The 19192-nt window shown below is 68.2% G+C and carries 4 protein-coding genes; all 4 read left to right on the top strand.

What is annotated here, in order from left to right:
- Positions 1–225 precede the first annotated feature (225 nt).
- The 4 genes from CR917_RS21380 to CR917_RS21365 all read left to right on the top strand — a co-directional run bounded on the left by CR917_RS21380 (position 226) and on the right by CR917_RS21365 (position 19181).
- On the top strand, positions 226–15234 hold the full coding sequence (locus tag CR917_RS21380) for an autotransporter-associated beta strand repeat-containing protein (RefSeq protein ID WP_256589740.1): 15009 nt from the start codon (positions 226–228) through the stop codon (positions 15232–15234).
- A gap of 95 nt (positions 15235–15329) precedes the next feature.
- Positions 15330–17024 carry a molecular chaperone HscC gene (locus tag CR917_RS21375; RefSeq protein WP_043864413.1) on the top strand — a complete coding sequence of 565 codons (1695 nt, stop codon included), beginning with the start codon at positions 15330–15332 and terminating at the stop codon, positions 17022–17024.
- Between the two features lie 10 nt (positions 17025–17034).
- Positions 17035–18627 (top strand): J domain-containing protein, encoded by a 1593-nt coding sequence (locus CR917_RS21370; protein WP_104572929.1) that lies wholly within the window; start codon positions 17035–17037, stop codon positions 18625–18627.
- Positions 18624–19181 (top strand): GNAT family N-acetyltransferase, encoded by a 558-nt coding sequence (locus CR917_RS21365; RefSeq protein ID WP_043864414.1) that lies wholly within the window; start codon positions 18624–18626, stop codon positions 19179–19181. Before CR917_RS21370 ends, CR917_RS21365 begins: the two co-directional genes overlap by 4 nt.
- Positions 19182–19192: the final 11 nt, after the last annotated feature.

Below are 19192 nucleotides of genomic sequence, written 5' to 3'. Positions count from 1 at the left end.
TGTAAGTTTGACGAGGCCCTGTATTCACGGGGCCCATTGCCAAAGTATTAACACCATTTGACGTAACGCCTTTGCGCAAGGGCTCCGGGAAAGCGGCTACATATTCCAGCACTGGAATCGTAGTCGCCAAGGTCAGGCATTTCGACGTTAGTGTGTGTAGTTTCCACGGCGTACCCGTCGCACGCATTCAAGGAACGAACTGCCTGATCCACGAAGGAGTCGCCCGTGGACAGACGTGCCGTCAAGCTTGCCCCCGCCCGTATTCGCCCCTTGTCGCTGGCCGTGAGCCTGGCCACCGCGGGAATCGCTTTCGGCCTGTTCAGTGCAACGGCCAGTGCCGCCTGTACCCCACTGGTCCCCGGTGCGGGCGCGACGGTCACCTGCACCCCGGGGTTGAACGGCAACGTCACTTCCTCCGCCAACAACCTGACTCTTAACCTGAGCAATGGCTCGCAGATCAACGCGCCGTTGTTCGGCACGGCAGTCAACCTGACCGGCAACAACGTCACCCTGAACAACTCGGGCACCATCGACCCCGCATTCCTCGGGATCCTGAGCGGGCTCAGCTCCGGGATCAAGGTCGGCAACGCGGCGGCCAGCACGGTCAGCATCACCAACTTCAGCGGTGGCGTGATCAAGGGCACCACCGGTGTGCTCAGTGCCAGCCTGCTCAACCTCAACGGCCTGGCCCTGAGCGTGCAGAACGGCAACGGTGGCGTTACCACGCTGGTCAACGACGGCGCCATCGGTTCATCGAACATTGTCGGCGTCAGCGTGCTGGCCCCAGACGCCCCGGTGGTGGCGGTGTATGGCGGCGGCAGCGTGAACATGACCAACACCGGCACCATCATCGGTCGCGTGGCGTTCCAGGCATCGGGTACTGCCACCGGCAATACCTTCACCAACAGTGGCGCGATCAGTGGCGGCGTGTCGATGGGGGCGAACTCCACCAACCGCTTCAACGCAATCACAGGTTCCAGTGTCAGTGGCGGGGGAGGTGTAGGCGTCGACCTGGGCATCGCCGGCATCAACCTGCTGTATGCGCCTAGCGGCAAGGTCGACGGCGGTGCCGGCGGCAGCAACACCCTGGCCCTGCAGAACGCCATCGGCGGGGGCACCGGTACCGGCGGCACGGGCACGCTTTCGGCCAGCAACTACATCAACTTCAACAACCTGCTCGTGCAGAGCGGCACCTGGACACTCTCCGGCGCGTTGCTCGGGGTCACCAGCACCAGCCTCAACGGCGGCTCGCTGGTGTTCGACGACGCCTCGACCTTCGGCACCGGCACCATCGCGGCCAACGGTGGCGCGCTGGGTGCGGGCGCGGCCAACCTGTCGCTGGCCAACGCCGTCACCCTCGGTGCCGGCGGGCTCGGCATCATCGGCGACAACAACCTGACCCTCACCGGCATCGTCAGCGGTAGCGGCGCCTTGACCAAGACAGGCGCCGGCACCCTGGGCCTGAGCGGGGCCAATACCTATACCGGCGGCACCTTCCTCAATGCTGGCGTACTGTCGCTCGCCAACGCCGCGGCCCTGGGCACCGGCAGCCTGAGCGTTACCGGGGCCGGCAGCCTGCAGGGCTCGGTACCGCTGGTGCTGAGCAACGCCGTGCAGCTGTCGGCAGCGCTGAGCCTGCCCGGCAGCAATGCGCTGACCCTGGGCGGTGTGGTCAGCGGCACCGGTTCGCTGAACAAGACCGGCAGCGGCGACCTGACCCTGGCCGCCAGCAACACCTACAGCGGCGGTACCACGCTGGGCGCCGGCAAGCTGATTCTCGGCAATGCCGCCGCGCTGGGGGGCGGTACATTGACTGCGGCCGCCGGCACCAGCCTGGACACCAGCAGTGCGCTGACCCTGGCCAACGCCATCAGCCTGGGCGGTGCGCTGACCCTCACCGGCAGCAACAACCTGACCCTAGGCGGCGTCATCGGCGGCAACGGCAGCCTGGTCAAGAACGGCACCACCAACCTCAACCTCACGGGCACCAACACCTTCACCGGCGGCCTGCTGCTCAACGGCGGCAGCCTGACCGTAGGCAACGGTGCGGCGCTGGGTACCGGCGCGCTGACCCTGGGCGCCAATGCCAGCCTGGACGCCAGCAGCGCAGTCAACCTCAACAACGCCGTGGTGCTCGGCGCCAACACGCTGAGCCTGCTGGGCACCAGCGCGACCACCCTGGGGGGCGTGGTCAGCGGTACGGGCGGGCTGATCAAGAGCGGTGCGGCCGACCTCACCCTGGGCGCGGCCAATACCTTCGGCGGCGGCGTGCAGTTGCAGGCCGGCAAGCTGATCGTCGGCAACAACACGGCGCTGGGTACCGGCACGCTGGCCGTGGCCGATGGCACCACGCTGGACAGCACCAGCTCGGTTGCACTGGCCAATGCCATCAGCCTGGGCGGCAACCTGACCCTGGCCGGCAGCAATGCCCTGACGCTCGGCGGCGTGGTGTCGGGCAGCGGCGGGCTGGTCAAGAACGGCGCCGCGTTGCTCACGCTCAACGGCAACAACAGCTTCCAGGGCGGTGTGACGCTCAATGCCGGCGGCCTGATGGTGGGCGCGGCCAACGCCCTGGGCAGCGGCGCCCTGAACACCACGGGCACCGCCAGCCTGGATGCGAGCGTGGCACTCACCCTGGCCAACGCGGTCAACCTTGGCGCCGACCTGACCGTCGGCGGCACGGCCAATCTTGGCCTGGGCGGCCCGATCAGTGGCGCGGGCGGCGTGATCAAGAACGGCGCGGCCGACCTGACCCTTGCCGGCAACAACACCTACGTGGGCAACACCCGGCTCAACGCCGGCAAGCTGGTGCTCGGCAGCAGCACGGCGCTGGGGCAGGGCGCACTGATCGCGGCGGACGGTACCCGCCTTGACGCCGCCCCGGGCGTGACCCTGGGCAACGCCCTCACGCTCAACGGCGCGCTGACCCTCGACGGCAGCAACGACCTGGCCTTGCAAGGCCTGATCAGCGGCAATGGCAGCCTGATCAAGAACGGCACCACCAACCTGACCCTCAGCGGCAACAACACCTTCCTCGGCGGTACCACCCTGAACGCCGGTACCCTGACCCTGGCCAGTGCCGCAGCGCTGGGCACCGGCGCCCTGACTGTCGGCGGCGCGGCGAGCCTTGCCAACAGTTCACCGCTGGTACTGGCCAATGCCGTGGTCCTCAATGGCGTGCTGACCCTGCCGGGCACCAGCAACCTGACCCTGAACGGCGTTATCAGCGGCGCCTCGGGCCTGAGCAAGAACGGCGCGGCCAACCTGACGCTGGGCGCTGCCAATACCTTCGGTGGCGGCGTGGCGCTCAATGCCGGCACGCTGGTCCTGGGCAACAACACCGCACTGGGTACCGGTACGCTGGCTGCTGCCGGCAACACCTCGCTGGACGCCACCAAAGCCCTGACGGTGGGCAATGCCGTGACCCTGGCCGGCAACCTCAACCTGCTGGGCAGCAACACCCTCAACCTCGGCGGCGTGATCAGCGGCGCAGGCGGCCTGACCAAGGCCGGCGGTGCCGACCTGACCCTGAGCGGCGCCAACACCTTCAGCGGCGCCACCAACCTGAACGCCGGCAAATTGATCGTCGGCAGCAACACCGCGCTGGGCACCGGCGTGCTGAACGCAGCCGGCAACACCCAGCTGGAGGCCAGCACGGCGGTCAGCCTGGCCAACCTGGTCAACCTGGCCGGCAACCTGGGCATCGGCGGGGCCGCGAACCTGACGCTCAACGGCGTGGTGGGCGGCACCGGCAGCCTGACCAAGACGGGCACGGCCACCCTCGGCCTGAACGCGGCCAATACCTATCAAGGCGGTACCAACCTCAATGGCGGCGGCCTCAGCCTTGGCAACAACCAGGCACTGGGCAGCGGCGCACTGAACGTGGGCGGCGCTGCCACGCTCGACAACAGCGTGGCGCTCAACCTGGCCAACCAGGTGAACCTGAACGCCAACCTGAGCGTTGTCGGCAGCAATGACCTGACCCTGGGCGGTGTGATCGCCGGGGCCGGCCAATTGATCAAGAATGGTGCCGCCACCCTGACCCTCAATGGCCTCAACACCTTCACCGGCGGGACCTTGCTCAATGCCGGCGCGCTGGTGCTGGGCAATGCCTCGGCGCTGGGCAATGGCGCACTGAACGTGACCGGTGCGGCCAGCCTCGACAACAGCGCCAGCTTCGCCTTGGCCAACGCGATCAACCTGGGTGCCAACCTGACCCTGGCCGGCAGCAACGACCTGACCCTGGGCGGCGTGATCAGCGGCGCCGCCGGGCTGGTCAAGAACGGGGCGAGCAACCTGACCCTCAATGGCGTCAACACCTTCCAGGGCGGCACCGTGCTCAATGCCGGCGGCCTGACCCTGGGCAATGCCAATGCCCTGGGCACCGGCGCGTTGACCGTGGCCGGCAACGCCAGCCTGGACAACAGCGCCAGCTTCGCACTGGGCAACAACCTGATACTCAATGCCGACCTGAGCCTGGCGGGCAACAACGACCTGAGCCTGGGCGGGGTGATCAGCGGCACCGGTGGCCTGATCAAGAATGGCCTGGCCGACCTGACCCTGAGTGGCAACAACACTTTCAGCGGCGCGGTCAACGTGCTCAATGGCAGCCTGACCACGGTCGGTGCCGGCGCACTGGGCAATGCCTCGGCGGTGAACGTGGGGCTGGGCGCCAGCCTCAACCTGGGTAACAGCAGCAGCCTTGCCAGCCTCACCGGCAGCGGCAGCGTGAACCTGGGGGCCGGTACCAACCTGAGCGTGGGCGCGGGGGATGCCAGCAGCGTATTCACCGGCGGCCTGGCCGGGGCCGGTGGCCTGATCAAGGTCGGCGGCGGCAGCCTGGAACTGGCCGGCAACAACGGCCTGCTCACTGGCACCACCCAGGTCAATGGCGGCACCCTGAACGTCACCGGTTCGCTGGGCAGCAACCTGGTGCAGGTCAATACCGGCGCCACCCTCACCAGTACCGGCACCGGCAGCGTGCTGGGCGCGGTGACCATCGCCGATGGCGGCCACCTGGCGGCCAACAGCGGCAGCAGCCTGACCCTGGGCTCGCTGGTGCTCAACGCCAACTCCAATCTGGACGTGGGCCTTGGTTCGCCGGCTACCGGCGGCAATGCGCTGATCAAGGTCAACGGCAACCTGACCCTGGACGGCACCCTCAATGTCAGCGACATCGGCGGCTTTGGCACCGGTATCTACAGCCTGATCAACTACACCGGCCAGCTCACCGACAACGGCCTGGTGATCGGCAGTATTCCCGGCAGCGTGCAGCTGGGCGACCTGCAGGTACAGACCTCGATCGGCAGCCAGGTCAACCTGCTGGTCGGTGGCGCCAATGGCAGCGTGTTGTTCTGGGACGGCACCGGCCTGGTCGGCAACGGCGTGATCCAGGGCGGCAACGGCACCTGGGATGCCCTGAGTACCAACTGGACCACGGTCAACGGCACCGGCAACCGTGACTGGAGCAGCAACTTCGCGGTATTCCAGGGCGCCGCAGGCGACGTGCTGGTCAATGGCGCGCAGTCGATCACCGGCCTGCAGTTCGTCACCGATGGCTACCGCCTGCTCAATGGCGTGACCGGCCAGTTGAACCTGGTCAATGGCAGCAATGGCGCCACCACGGTGCGTGTCGATCCGGGTGTGACCGCCACGGTTGGTGTCGCCCTGGGCGGCAGCGGCCTGCTGAGCAAGGTCGACAGCGGCACGCTGGTGCTCAACGCCAGCAACAGCTACAGCGGCGGCACCGCCCTCAATGGCGGCACCCTGGTGGTGGGCAACAACCTGGCGCTGGGCAGCGGTGCGCTGACTGCCGCCAACGGCACCACGCTGGACAGCAACGCCAGCATCGCCCTGGGCAACAGCGTCAACCTGCTCGGCGGCCTGACGGTGGCCGGCAGCAACGATCTGGCCCTGAACGGCAGCATCAACGGCGCCGGCAACCTGACCAAGAACGGCGCTGCCACGCTCACCCTGGGCGGCGCCAACAGCTACACCGGCGGCACCACCCTGGCCGCTGGCCGGCTGCTGCTGGGCAATGACCTGGCCCTGGGCACAGGCGCGCTGCACGTGACCGCTGCCAGCAGCCTGGCAGGCACTACCACGACCAACCTGGCCAACGCCATCGACCTGGGCGCCAACCTGACCCTCGACGGCCTCAACGCCATGACCCTCAACGGCATCGTCAGCGGCAGCGGTGCCCTGAACAAGACCGGCACGGGCAACCTGACCCTCAATGGTGCCAACACCTACCAGGGCGGCACCAGCGTCGGCGGCGGCACCCTCACCCTGGGCAATGGTGCGGCACTGGGCAGTGGTGCGCTGAACGTCACCGGCGCGTCCAGCCTGGCGACCAGCACCCCGCTGAGCCTGGCCAACGCGATCAACCTGGGCGCCGACCTGACCCTGCCGGGCACCAGCAACCTGGTGCTCAATGGCGTGATCGGCGGCAGCAGCGGGTTGGTCAAGAACGGTTCGGCCAGCCTGACCCTCAATGGCAACAACACCTATCAGGGCAGCACCAGCCTCGCCGGCGGCACCCTGATCGTCGGCAGCAACACCGCACTGGGCACCAGCACGCTCACTGCACAGGCCGGCACGTCACTGGACGCCAGCAGCGCCGTGACCCTGGGCAATGCCATCGGCCTGCTCGGCGGCCTGACGGTGGTCGGCAGCAACGACCTGACCCTTGCCGGCAACCTCACCGGCAGCGGCGGGCTGAGCAAGAATGGTGGCGCGACGCTCACCCTGTCGGGCAGCAACACCCACCTGGGCAACACCTTGCTCAATGGCGGCCGCCTGGTTCTGGGCAGTGACCAGGCGCTGGGCCTGGGTAACCTGGTGGCAGCAGGCGGCACCACGCTGGACAGCAGCCTGGATGTCACCGTGCTCAACGCCGTATCGCTGGCCGGCAACCTGACCGTTGGCGGCACCCACGACATCACCCTGGGCGGCCAGGTCAACGGTGCCGGCAGCCTCACCAAGAATGGCGCGGGCAACCTGACCCTGACCGGTGCCAACGCCTGGCAGGGCGGCACCACCCTGAACGCCGGCACCCTCACCGTGGGCAATGCGCTGGCGCTGGGCAACGGCGGCCTCAGCGTGGGCGGGGCGTCCACCCTGGCCAGCAGCGCTGCGGTGAACCTGGCCAACGCGGTCAACCTGGGCGCCAACCTGACGGTCGCCGGCAACACCGACCTGGGCCTGACGGGCGTGGTCAGCGGCACTGGCGGGCTGATCAAGACCGGTGGCGGCAACCTCGCCCTCACCGGTGCCAACACCTACAGCGGCGGCACCACCCTGAATGCCGGCACCCTCACCGTAGGCAACGCCACCGCACTGGGCAGCGGCGCGCTGACGGTCGGCGGCGCCTCCACCCTGGCCAGCAACACCGCGCTGAACCTGGGCAACGCCATCGGCCTGAATGCCGACCTGACCGTCGCCAACAGCGCCGGCCTGACCCTGGGCGGCGACATCAGCGGTGCGGGCGGCCTGATCAAGACCGGCACCGGGGTGCTGACCCTGGGCGGCAACAATACCTACCAGGGCGGTACAGCGCTCAATGCCGGCGGCTTGCTGCTGACCTCGGCCACGGCGCTGGGCAGTGGCACCCTGACCGCCGCCGGCGCCACCACGCTGGACACCAGCACCGCGCTGACCCTGGACAATGCCCTGGTACTGACCGGCAACCTGACCCTGCTCGGCGCGCAGAACCTGGCCCTGACGGGCGCGATCAGCGGCGCGGGCGGCCTGGTCAAGACCGGCGCCAGCGACCTGACCCTGAGCGGCGCCAACACCTACAGCGGCGACACCCTGCTGGGCGCCGGCCGCTTGATCGTGGGCAGCGACAGCGCACTGGGCGTCGGTACCCTGCGCACCAGCAACAACACCATCCTCGATGCCAGCACGGCGGTGACGCTGGGCAATGCGCTGAACATCGTCGGCAACCTGAACGTCGGCGGCAGCAACGACCTGACCCTGAACGGCGTGATCGACGGCCCCGGCGACCTGACCAAGAACGGCGCTGCGACCCTCACCCTCAACGGCAGCAACACCTACAGCGGCGAGACCATCCTCACCGCCGGCACCCTGGTGCTGGGCAACAACAATGCGCTGGGCACCGGGGTGCTGTCGGTCACCGGCAACTCGAGCCTGAGCAGCGGCAACAGCGCCGTGGTGGTGAACAACGGCATCGGCCTCAATGCCAACCTCACCGTCAACGGCAGCAACGACTTCGGCCTGGGCGGCGTGATCAGCGGCAACGGCCAACTGATCAAGACCGGTAGCGGCAACCTGACCCTGAGCGGCACCAACACCTATTCCGGTGGTACCAGCCTGGGCGGCGGCACCCTGACCGTCACCAATGGCGCTGCGCTGGGCAGCGGCGCACTGAGCGCCACGGGCACCAGCACCCTGGGCAATACCCAGGCTGTCACGCTGCTGAATGCCATCGCGGTCAATGGCGACCTGACCCTGGACACGGCCGCCAACCTGACTCTGGGTGGGGTTATCAGTGGCTCGGGCAACCTGATCAAGAGCGGCGCCCAGGAACTGGTGGTGTTCGGCAACAACACCTTCAGCGGCACACTCGATATCACCCAGGGCATGCTGACCACCTTGAATAGCAACGCCCTGGGCAATGTCGCCAGTGTCAATCTGGGCAGCGGCACCGACCTGAACCTGAACGGCAACACCAGCATCGGTGCACTCACCGGCAGCGGCACCACCAATATCGGCCTGGGCAGCACGCTGAGCCTGGGCAATACCAACCTGGACAGCGTCTTCGCCGGTGCCTTTGTCGGCAGCGGCGGCTTGAACAAGGTCGGCACCGGCGTGCTGGAACTTGCCGGCATCAGCAACCTGGGCGGCGCCAGCCAGGTCAGCGGCGGTACCTTGAGCGTGTCGGGCGCCCTGAACGGGGGGAACCTGACGGTCAATTCCGGCGCGACCCTGACCGGCAGCGGCAGCGTGGGCGGGCTGACCACCATCGTCAACGGCGGCCACCTGGCCGGCACCAGCGGCACCCAGCTCAGCTTCGGCTCGCTGGCGCTGGCGCCCAACGCCAGCATCGACGTCGCACTCGGCTCGCCCGTCACCGGCGGTACCTCGTTGTTCAATGTTGCCGGCAACCTGACCCTGGGTGGCACGCTCAACATCACCGATGACGGCGGCTTCGGCAATGGTATCTATCGCCTGTTCGATTACGGCTCGCTGACCAACAACGGGTTGGTGCTGGGCAGCCTGCCGGGCAGCGTCACGCCCGGCGAGCTGCAACTGCAAACCGCGATTACCGGCCAGGTCAACGTGCTGGTCAACTCGCCCAACCTGATCGTGCAGTTCTGGGATGGGGCGGGCACTGTCCCCGATGGCGTGGTGCAGGGCGGCAGCGGCACCTGGAACAGCACCACCACCAACTGGACCGACCTCAACGGCACAGTCAACGACGTCTGGCAGGGGCAGTTCGCGGTGTTCCAGGGCGCTGCGGGCGGCGTGGTCACGGTCGAAGGTGGTCAGGCCGTCAATGCCCTGCAGTTCATCACCGACGGCTACCAGCTGGTCGCCGGCAGTGGCGGCGTGCTCAACGCCGTCAACGGCAACAGTGGCAGCTTTGCGGTACGGGTCGACCCGAACGTGACCGCCACCCTGGACCTGCCGGTCAATGGCAGCGCGACCCTGGCCAAGCTCGACAGCGGCACGCTGGTGCTCAACGGCGCCAACGGCTACACCGGCGGCACGCAGCTCAATGGCGGCACCCTGGTGGTCGGCAATGACGGCGCGCTGGGCAGTGGCACGCTGACTGCGGCCAATGGCACCACCCTGGACAGCAACAAGGCGGTGAGCCTGGCCAACACCATTGGCCTGCTCGGCCAACTGAGCATTGCCGGCAGCAACGCACTGACGCTGGACGGTGACATCAGCGGCACCGGCGGCCTGCTCAAGGCGGGCGGCGCCAGCCTGACGCTCAACGGCGACAACAGCTACACCGGCCCTACCGCCCTGAATGCCGGCACGCTGGTACTGGGCAGTGACACCGCACTGGGCGTCGGCGCCCTCAACGCGGCCGCGGGCACGCAACTGGACAGCAGCAGCGCGCTGGCGCTGGCCAACACCTTCAACCTGAGCGGCAACCTGACGCTGCTCGGCAGCAACGACCTGACCCTCAATGGCCTGGTCAACGGCGCCGGCAGCCTCACCAAGCAGGGCAGCGGCAGCCTCACGCTCAACGGTGCCAACGGTTTCACGGGCGGTACCGTACTGCAGAGCGGCACCCTGAATGTCGGCAACGCCGGGGCGCTGGGCAGTGGCGCGCTCACCGTCAGTGGCGCCTCCAGCCTGGTCAATGGCAGTGCGCTGTCACTGGCCAATGCCATCGTGCTCAACGCCGGCCTGACCCTGCCGGGCAGCAACAACCTCACCCTGGGCGGTGTCATCAGTGGCACGGGCAGCCTGAACCACACCGGCAGCGGCGGCCTGACCCTCACCGGGGTGAACACCTACAGCGGTGGCACCCAGCTGGGTGCCGGCAACCTGACCCTGGGCAACGGCTCGGCGCTGGGCAGCGGTGCCCTGAGTGTCAGCGGCACCTCCACCCTGACCACCACCAGCGCCATGACCCTGGCCAACGCGGTGGATGTGGGCGGCACGCTCAACGTGGCGGGCACCAACAACCTGACCCTGGCCGGCGTGCTGAGCGGTGCGGGCACCCTGAACAAGAACGGTGCGGCCAACCTCACCCTCAGCGGCAACAACAGCTTCAGCGGCATCCTCAACATTCTTTCCGGCAGCCTCAGCACGGTGGGCAGCGGTGCACTCGGCAACCCGGCCGAGCTCAACCTGGGCAACGGCGCCAGCCTCAACCTGGGCGGCACCACCAACCTGGGCGAGCTCAGCGGCAGCGGCACCGTGAACGTAGGCGCCGGTACCGGCCTGCAAGTGGGCGAGGGCACGTTCGGCGGGGTGCTCAGCGGCACCGGTACGCTGGACAAGACCGGCACCGGCACGCTGACCCTGGGCGGTGGCAATACCCTGAGCGGGGCCACCACCGTCAGCGGCGGCAGCCTCATCGTCAATGGCAGCCTGGCCAGCAGCACCGTCACGGTGAACAGCGGCAGCACCCTGGGCGGCACCGGCAGCCTCGGCGGCGCGCTGACCGTCGCCGACGGCGGGCACCTGTCGCTGCGCAGCGGCGATACCCTGAGCGTCGGCTCGCTGGTACTGGGCGCGGACGCCAACCTGGATGCGGCCCTGGGCGCCCCTGTGGTGGGTACCCCGGCGCTGATCAACGTGGGCGGCAACCTGACCCTGGACGGCAAGCTCAATGTCACCGACCTGGGCGGGTTCGGTGCGGGCGTGTATCGCCTGATCGACTACAGCGGCGCGCTGACCAACAACGGCCTGGCCATCGGCAGCGTGCCCAATGGGGTCATCGCGGGCGATCTGGATGTGCAGACCGCCGTCAACAACCAGGTCAACCTGGTGGTGGGCGGCAGCAACAACAACGTGCTGTTCTGGGACGGCAGCCAGACCGTCGGCAATGGATCGGTCGACGGCGGCGCCGGTGTCTGGAGCGTCGGCGGCACCAACTGGACCGATGCCAACGGAGCGCTCAACCAGGCCTGGAACGGCACCTTCGCGGTGTTCCAGGGCACGGGCGGCGCGGTGACCGTCGATGGTGTGCAGACCGTCAACGGCCTGCAGTTCCTCGACAATGGCTACGTGCTGAGCGGTGACGCGCTGAACCTCACCAACGGTGCCCAGGGCACCGGCAACGTGCGTATCGGCAACGGCGTGAGCGCCACACTGAACGTGGACATCAACGGCAGCGGCACCCTGGCCAAGCTCGAAGGCGGCACCCTGGTGCTCAACGGCAACAACGGCTATACCGGCGGCACCCAGCTCAACGGCGGCACGTTGGTGGTGGGCAGCAACACCGCCCTGGGCAGCGGTGCGCTGACGGCTGCCGACGGCACCACGCTGGATGCCAACCAGGCCGTGACCCTGGGCAACGCCGTGACGCTCGGTGGTGCGCTGACCATCGCGGGCAGCAATGACCTTGATCTCACCAACCTCGTCAGCGGCAGCGGCAGCCTGGTGAAGAACGGTACGGCCGACCTGACCCTGGCCGGCGCCAACACCTACCAGGGCGGTACGCGCCTCAATGCCGGCAGCCTGACCCTGGGCGACAACGCTGCACTGGGCAGCGGCGCGCTCACGGTGGGTGGCACTGCGCAGCTGGACGGCACGCTTGACCTGCAACTGGGCAACGCCGTCAGCCTGGCCTCGCAACTGACCCTGGGCGGCAGCCACGACCTGACCCTGAACGGGGTGATCAGCGGCAACGGCAGCCTGGTGAAAAACGGCAATGGCGCACTGCTGCTGAGCGGTGCCAACACCTACAGCGGCGGCAGCACCTTCAACGCCGGCAGCGTGCAGGGCAATACCAGCAGCCTGCAGGGCGCGATCCTCAACAACGCCGCGCTGACCTTCGAACAGGCCAGCAACGGTACCTACACCGGCAACCTCACCGGCAGCGGCACGTTGATCAAGAACGGCAGCGGGCAACTGCTGATGACCGGCAACAGCGGCTTCACCGGCGCCACCACGGTCAACGCCGGCAGCCTGCTGGTCAACGGCAGCCTGGCCAGTGCCACGGTGCAGGTCAACAACGGGGCGACCCTGGGCGGCAGCGGCAACTACGCCGGCACGGTCAACCTGGCCAGCGGTGCGACCCTGGCGGCAGGCAGCGGCGCCACGCCACTCAAGGTCGGCGCGCTCAACCTGGATGCCGGCAGCAATGTCGACCTGGCGCTCGGGCAGGCATCGGCCTCGACCACCGTGGTCAAGGTGGCGGGCGACCTGACCCTTGATGGCACGCTCAACATCAGCAATGCCGGTGGCTTCGGCAGCGGCGTTTACCAGCTGTTCAGCTACGGTGGCAACCTGACCGACAACGGCCTGCTGTTCGGCCTGCTGCCAGGCGGCACCTTGCCAGGCCAACTGACCCTGCAGACGGCCATCGCCCAGCAGATCAACCTGGTGGTGCAGGGCGCCGGTGGCGCACTGCAGTTCTGGAACGGCGGCAAGACCAATGCCGACGGCACCATCGGTGGCGGCAGCGGTACCTGGGGCAACGGCACCAACTGGACCGACGTCAACGGCAACCTGAGCGAAACCTGGGATGCGCAGTTCGGCGTGTTCGGTGGTCAGGCGGGGACCGTCACCGTGGCTGGCAATCAGTCCTTCACCGGCCTGCAGTTCCTCACCGGCGGCTACCAATTGGTGGCCGGCAGCGGCGGCAGCCTGACACCGGTCAATGCAGCCAATGGCGACCTGGCCGCCGTGCGCGTGAACACCGGCGACAGCACGCAGATCTCGGCGCCGCTGGTGGGCGCGGGCGGTATCGAAAAACTCGACGCAGGCACGCTGATCCTGAGCGGCGCCAACACCTACACCGGCGGCACCAGGGTCAGCGGCGGTACGCTGGTGGGCAACACCACCAGCCTGCAAGGCAACATCGTCGACAACGCCAGCCTGGTGTTCCAGCAGGACACCGACGGCCGCTTCAACGGTGTACTCAGCGGCACCGGCAACACCGTCAAGCAAGGTAGCGGCAGCCTGCTGCTGACCGGCAACCAGCCGTTCAGCGGCAACCTGGCGGTCAACCAGGGCCTGCTGCTGGTGGGCAATGCGGCCAACCCGGGCACGGTGCTCGGGGCCAAGGTCACGGTGGGGGCCGGTGCCGCACTGAGCGGCAACGGCAGCGTGGGCTCGCTGGTCAACAACGGTGTGGTGCAGCCTGACCCGGCCAGCGGGCTCAAGGTCGGCGGCAACTTCACCAACGCCCCGGGCGGCACCCTGCAGGTGGTGGTCGGCAACCCCGCCAGCAGCGGCCTGACCGTGGGCGGCACGGCCAACCTGGGCGGCAGCCTGGTGGTGCTGAACTCGGCACCGGCCTCGGGCAACGCGCAGTACACCGTGGTGACTGCCGGCGGCGGGGTGAACGGCACCTTCACCACCGTGCAGTTGCCGGATACGCCGTTCTACGACACCACGCTCAACTACGGCAGCAACCAGGTCGGCGTCACCATCAGCCGCAACGGCACCAGCCTCGGCGATGTGGCTGCGACCCCCAACCAGCAGGCCGTGGCCGGCGCACTGGGCAGCAGCGGGGCACCGGCGGCGGTGCTGGGCGCGGTCATGGCGCAGAACCGTGGTGGCGTTCAGGCGGCGCTGGACAGCCTGTCGGGCGAGATCCATGCCAGTACCGCCAGTGCGCTGATCGAAGACTCGCGCTACGTGCGCGAAGCGGTCAACGACCGCCTGCGCCAGCCAGGCTGCATGCGCGAGGAGGATCCGCGTCGGGCCCTGGCACCGAACGCCAACCAGCTCACCAGCGACGGTTGCCACGACGAGGCCGTGGGCTGGGCGCAGGCACTGGGCACCTGGGGCAAGATGGACGGCAACAGCAACAGCGCCAGCATCGACCGCAACGTGCAGGGCTTCCTGCTCGGGGTGGACCGCAGCCTGAACAGCGACTGGCGCGTGGGCGTGGCCGCCGGCTATACCCGCAGCGACCTGGATGCCAGCGGCCGCCGTTCCGATGCGAGCATCGACAGCTACCACCTGGCCACCTACCTGGGCTACCAGCTCGATGCCTTCTCGGCCCGCGTGGGTGCGGCGTACAGCTGGCACGACATCGAGAGCAAGCGTGACGTCGCCATCGGCAGCTACGACGACCGCCTCAAGGCCAAGTACAAGGCGCGCACCGCGCAGGTGTTCGGCGAGGTGAGCTACGCCATCGAGGCAGGCGGCGTGGCGCTGGAACCGTTCGCGGGCCTGGCCTACGTCAACTACGACAGCGACACTGCACGCGAGAAGGGCGGCGCGGCGCGGCTCAAGGCCAGTGCCGACCAGGACATCACCTTCTCCACCGTGGGCCTGCGGGCGGGCAAGGCGTTCAAGCTGGCCAACGGCAGTACCCTGACCCCGCGTGGCAGCCTGGGCTGGCGGCATGCCTACGGCGACACCAAGCCCGATGCCGACCTGCGCTTCATCGAGGGCGGCGCCGGCTTCACCACCCAGGGCGTGCCGATCGCCCGCGATGCGGCGGTGGTTGAGGCGGGGCTGGACCTGTCGATCGGGCAGGCCGGCAAACTGGGCCTGGGCTATTCGGGGCAGCTGTCCAGCGACACCCGCGACCATGCGGTAACGGTGAGTTTCAGCATGGGGTTCTAGGCGGCGAACGACGATCACGGCGCGTGAAGGCGGTGGCTTGAGCGCAGGTACCTCAAGTACCATCGCCCTCTGATTTGATGAGAGGGAAGTCGCTGATGATCGTCGGTATCGACCTGGGCACGACCCACAGCCTGGTGGCCGTGTGGCGCGATGGCGCCACTGAACTGGTGGCCAACGCACTCGGCCACACGCTCACCCCCAGCGTGGTGGGGCTCGACGACCAGGGCCGGGTGCTGGTCGGGCAGGCGGCGCGCGAGCGCCTGCACACCCATCCGCACCTGACCACCGCATTGTTCAAGCGCTACATGGGCAGCAACCAGCAGGTCACCCTGGGTGGGCGTGCCTACCGCCCCGAAGAACTCTCGGCACTGGTGCTCAAGAGCCTCAAGGAAGACGTCGAGCGTGCCTATGGCGAGCCGGTCACCGAGGCGGTCATCAGCGTGCCGGCCTACTTCAGCGATGCCCAGCGCAAGGCCACCCGCGTGGCCGGCGAACTGGCCGGGCTGCGCGTCGACAAACTGATCAACGAACCCACCGCCGCCGCACTCGCCTACGGCCTGCACCAGCGCGACAAGGAAACCTCGTTTCTGGTCTTCGACCTGGGTGGCGGCACCTTCGACGTGTCGATTCTGGAGCTGTTCGAAGGGGTGATGGAGGTGCGCGCCAGCGCCGGCGACAACTACCTGGGCGGTGAAGACTTCGACCAGTTGCTGCTGGAGCATTTCGTGCAGGCCCAGCAGGGCAACGACTTCCCCGGCGCGACCACGCTGCTGCAGCCGCTGCGCCGCGAGGCCGAGCGTGTACGCCGGCAGCTGGGTCAGGCCCAGCAGGCCGACTTCGTGGTACGCGTGGAGGGCCGCGAATGGCGCCACGTGTACACCCAGGACGCCCTGGCCGACCTGTTCGCACCGCTGCTGGCACGCCTGCGCACCCCCATCGAACGCGCCCTGCGCGATGCGCGCATCCGCGCCTCGGACCTGGACGAAGTGCTGCTGGTGGGCGGTACCACGCGCATGCCGCTGGTGCGCAAGCTGGCGGCCGGGCTGTTCGGGCGCTTCCCTTCGATCAGCCTCAACCCCGATGAAGTGGTGGCCCACGGCGCCGCCGTGCAGGCCGCGCTCAAGGCCCGGGATGCCGCGCTCGAAGAGGTGGTGCTGACCGACGTGTGCTCCTACACCCTGGGCATGGAAACCGTGCGCCAGGTCGGTGACCGCCACGAGAGCGGGCACTACCTGCCGATCATCGAGCGCAACAGCGTGGTGCCGGTGAGCCGGGTGCAGACGGTTTACACCGTCGGCGACCAGCAGGAGCAGGTGCTGGTCAAGGTGTTCCAGGGCGAGAGCCGCCTGGTGCGCGACAACGTGCTGCTGGGCGTGCTGGAGATTCCGGTGCCACGGCGCAAGGCCGGCGAGGTGGCCCTGGACGTGCGCTTCACCTACGACATCAACGGCATTCTCGAAGCCCAGGTGAGCATCCCGCTGACCGGCGAGCAGCATGCCCTGGTGATCGAGAACAACCCCGGCGTACTCAGCCCCGAAGAGGTACGCGAACGCCTGGCGGCGCTGGCCGAGCTCAAGACCCACCCGCGTGACCAGCAACCCAACACCCTGTTGCTGGCGCGCCTGGAGCGCCTGTATCAGGAAAGCCTGGGCGAGGTACGTGAGCTGATCGGGGCCTGGGCCGCGCAGTTCCAGCGCGTGCTGGAAACCCAGGACGAGCGCCAGATCCGCGAGGTGCGCCACGAGCTCGAACAGCGCGTGAATGAACTGGGCCAGGACAGCTGGCGCTGAAGGAGCGGCAATGAGTGACGTGATCGAAGACTGCTGGAGCGTGCTGGCCCTGGCCCCGGGCGCTGATGAACGCAGTATCAGGCGCCAGTATGCGCGCCTGCTCAAGGTGCACCGCCCCGACGAGGACCCCGAGGCCTTCCAGCGCCTGCGCGAGGCCTATGAACAGGCGCTGGCGCGCAGCCGCTGGGCACACGAGGACGATGCAGCGCCAGCGCTGGAATCGGCCGATGTGCCAGCCCCGCAGGCCGCGGCGGTGCACGTCGACATCGAACCCACACCCGCCAGGGAGCAACAGGCCCGCGCGCTGCTCGAAGGGCTGGACCCTGCGCAGCTCGACAACCTGTGGCGCCAGGCCGGTGAACTGGGGTGCGAGGCGGCCTTCGAGCAGCAGTTGCTGCAGCGCAGCCTGGATGACGAAACCCTGCGCCTGCCCATCCTGCACTGGGCGGTGCCGAGGCGTGGCTGGTTCACCCCCTGGCAGGCGGTGCCGATCGGCGCGTACCAGGGCGACGAACTGCTGGGCAGCCTCTGGCAAGCCTGCCACGCGCAGTTGCAGCACTATTTGCAGGCGGGCGACGAACAGGCGTTTTTCGCCAGCCTGCAGCACTGGGGCGGGCAGGCCTGGCTGGAGCCCTTCGACCGCCGCGAGCAGTTCCAGGCCATGCTGCTGGAGCTGCTTCACGATCACCCCGGCAGCAGCACCGCGCTGTTCGAACGCGTGTGCGGCTACTTCAACTGGAGCGACGATGACGGTGGCCCCCGGCCCGCGCACCTGTGGCAGGGCCTGAACGAGCGCTGCCGTCGCGATACCTGGTTCGCCCGCCAGCAGGCCCTGGCCGAGCAGTGGCACTGGCACACCAACCCCGAGGGCAATGCGGCCTACCTGCTGCTGCGCAACCTCGAGTTCAAGCAGCAGGTGGCGCTGGCCCAGGGCTTCAGCGAGGCCGACTGGGAAGCCTGTGAGCATCTGACGCAAACCCTGCTCTACCACTACCCCGAACTGCTCGACCAGGTGCCGCACCGCGACCTGTACTTCTGGCGCAGGCTGGCGCCGCGCCCGCTGCACCCGCGCAGCTACCTGCGGGTGATGAGCTGCATGGTGCTGGTGATCGTGCTGTGGCTGGCGGGGCCGGATTTCTTCGCGCACCCCTCCAATGTACTGATTGCCGCCGTGGTGGGCTCGCTGCTGACGGTGCAACTGTCGGCGGTGTTCATGCGTTTCTGGCTGTGGACCGCGCCGAACCTGCTGGCGCTGGACCTGCGCCTGAGCGAATGGCTGATCCCGCGTCGGTTCAACCCCGATGGCGAGCGTCTGCTGCTGCGCCATGGCGTGCCGCGCCTGCTGCTGGCACTGCCGATCTACCCGATGCTGGCCGGTACCCACCCGTGGACCGGTATCGTCGCGCTGACGGGCTACTTCGCTGTCGGGCTGCTTGGCCTGTTGCCGTATCAGCCACCACAGGAAGGCGGCCCGGCGTGGCGCCAGCCGTGGGTGACGCTGCACCGGCTCTACGAATTCAACCTGGCCCAGGCCGCGGTCCTGCTGGTAACGGTGGGCGTGGTGGCGTGGTGGCAGGTTCACCCACCAGGAGTAATTTCATGAGTTTGCCTGAAGCTTTCGACACTGCGCTGTGCCTGAACGGGCCGCGCCTGCAACTGCGGCCCATGCAGGCCCGCGATGCCGAGCAGTGGCTGGGGATCATGGCCGACCCCGAGGTGATGCGTTACTGGCACCACGGGCCGTGGCAGACCCTGGACGAAGCCGAAGTGGCCTTGCTGGCCGACCGCGCCGCCTACCTGGCCGGGCGCAGCCTCAAGCTGGGTATCTACCCGCAGGGCAGCGACCTGCTGCTGGGCATGTGCCAATTCTTCAACATCGACGCCGAGTCGCGCCGCGGCGAAATCGGCTACTGCCTGGCCAGCAGCGCCCAGGGCCAGGGCTACATGGGCGAGGCGCTGGAGCTGTTCGTCGAGTACCTTGCCATCGGCCTGAACATGCGCCGCCTCGAGGCCGAGATCGACCCGCGCAACGGTGCCTCGGCGCGCACCCTCGAACGCATGGGCTTCGAGCGTGAAGGGCTGCTGCGCGAGCGCTGGTGCATCGCCGGCGAGGTGTCGGATTCGGCGTTGTACGGGCTGCTGCTCGAATCGGCCTGAATGACTTGGAC

It is taken from the genome of Pseudomonas sp. BRM28 (assembly GCF_002939405.1).
Classification (GTDB): Bacteria; Pseudomonadota; Gammaproteobacteria; order Pseudomonadales; family Pseudomonadaceae; genus Aquipseudomonas; species Aquipseudomonas palmensis.
Note: the sequence above shows the minus strand (reverse complement) of the source record. Positions and strands in the feature narration are given on the sequence as shown.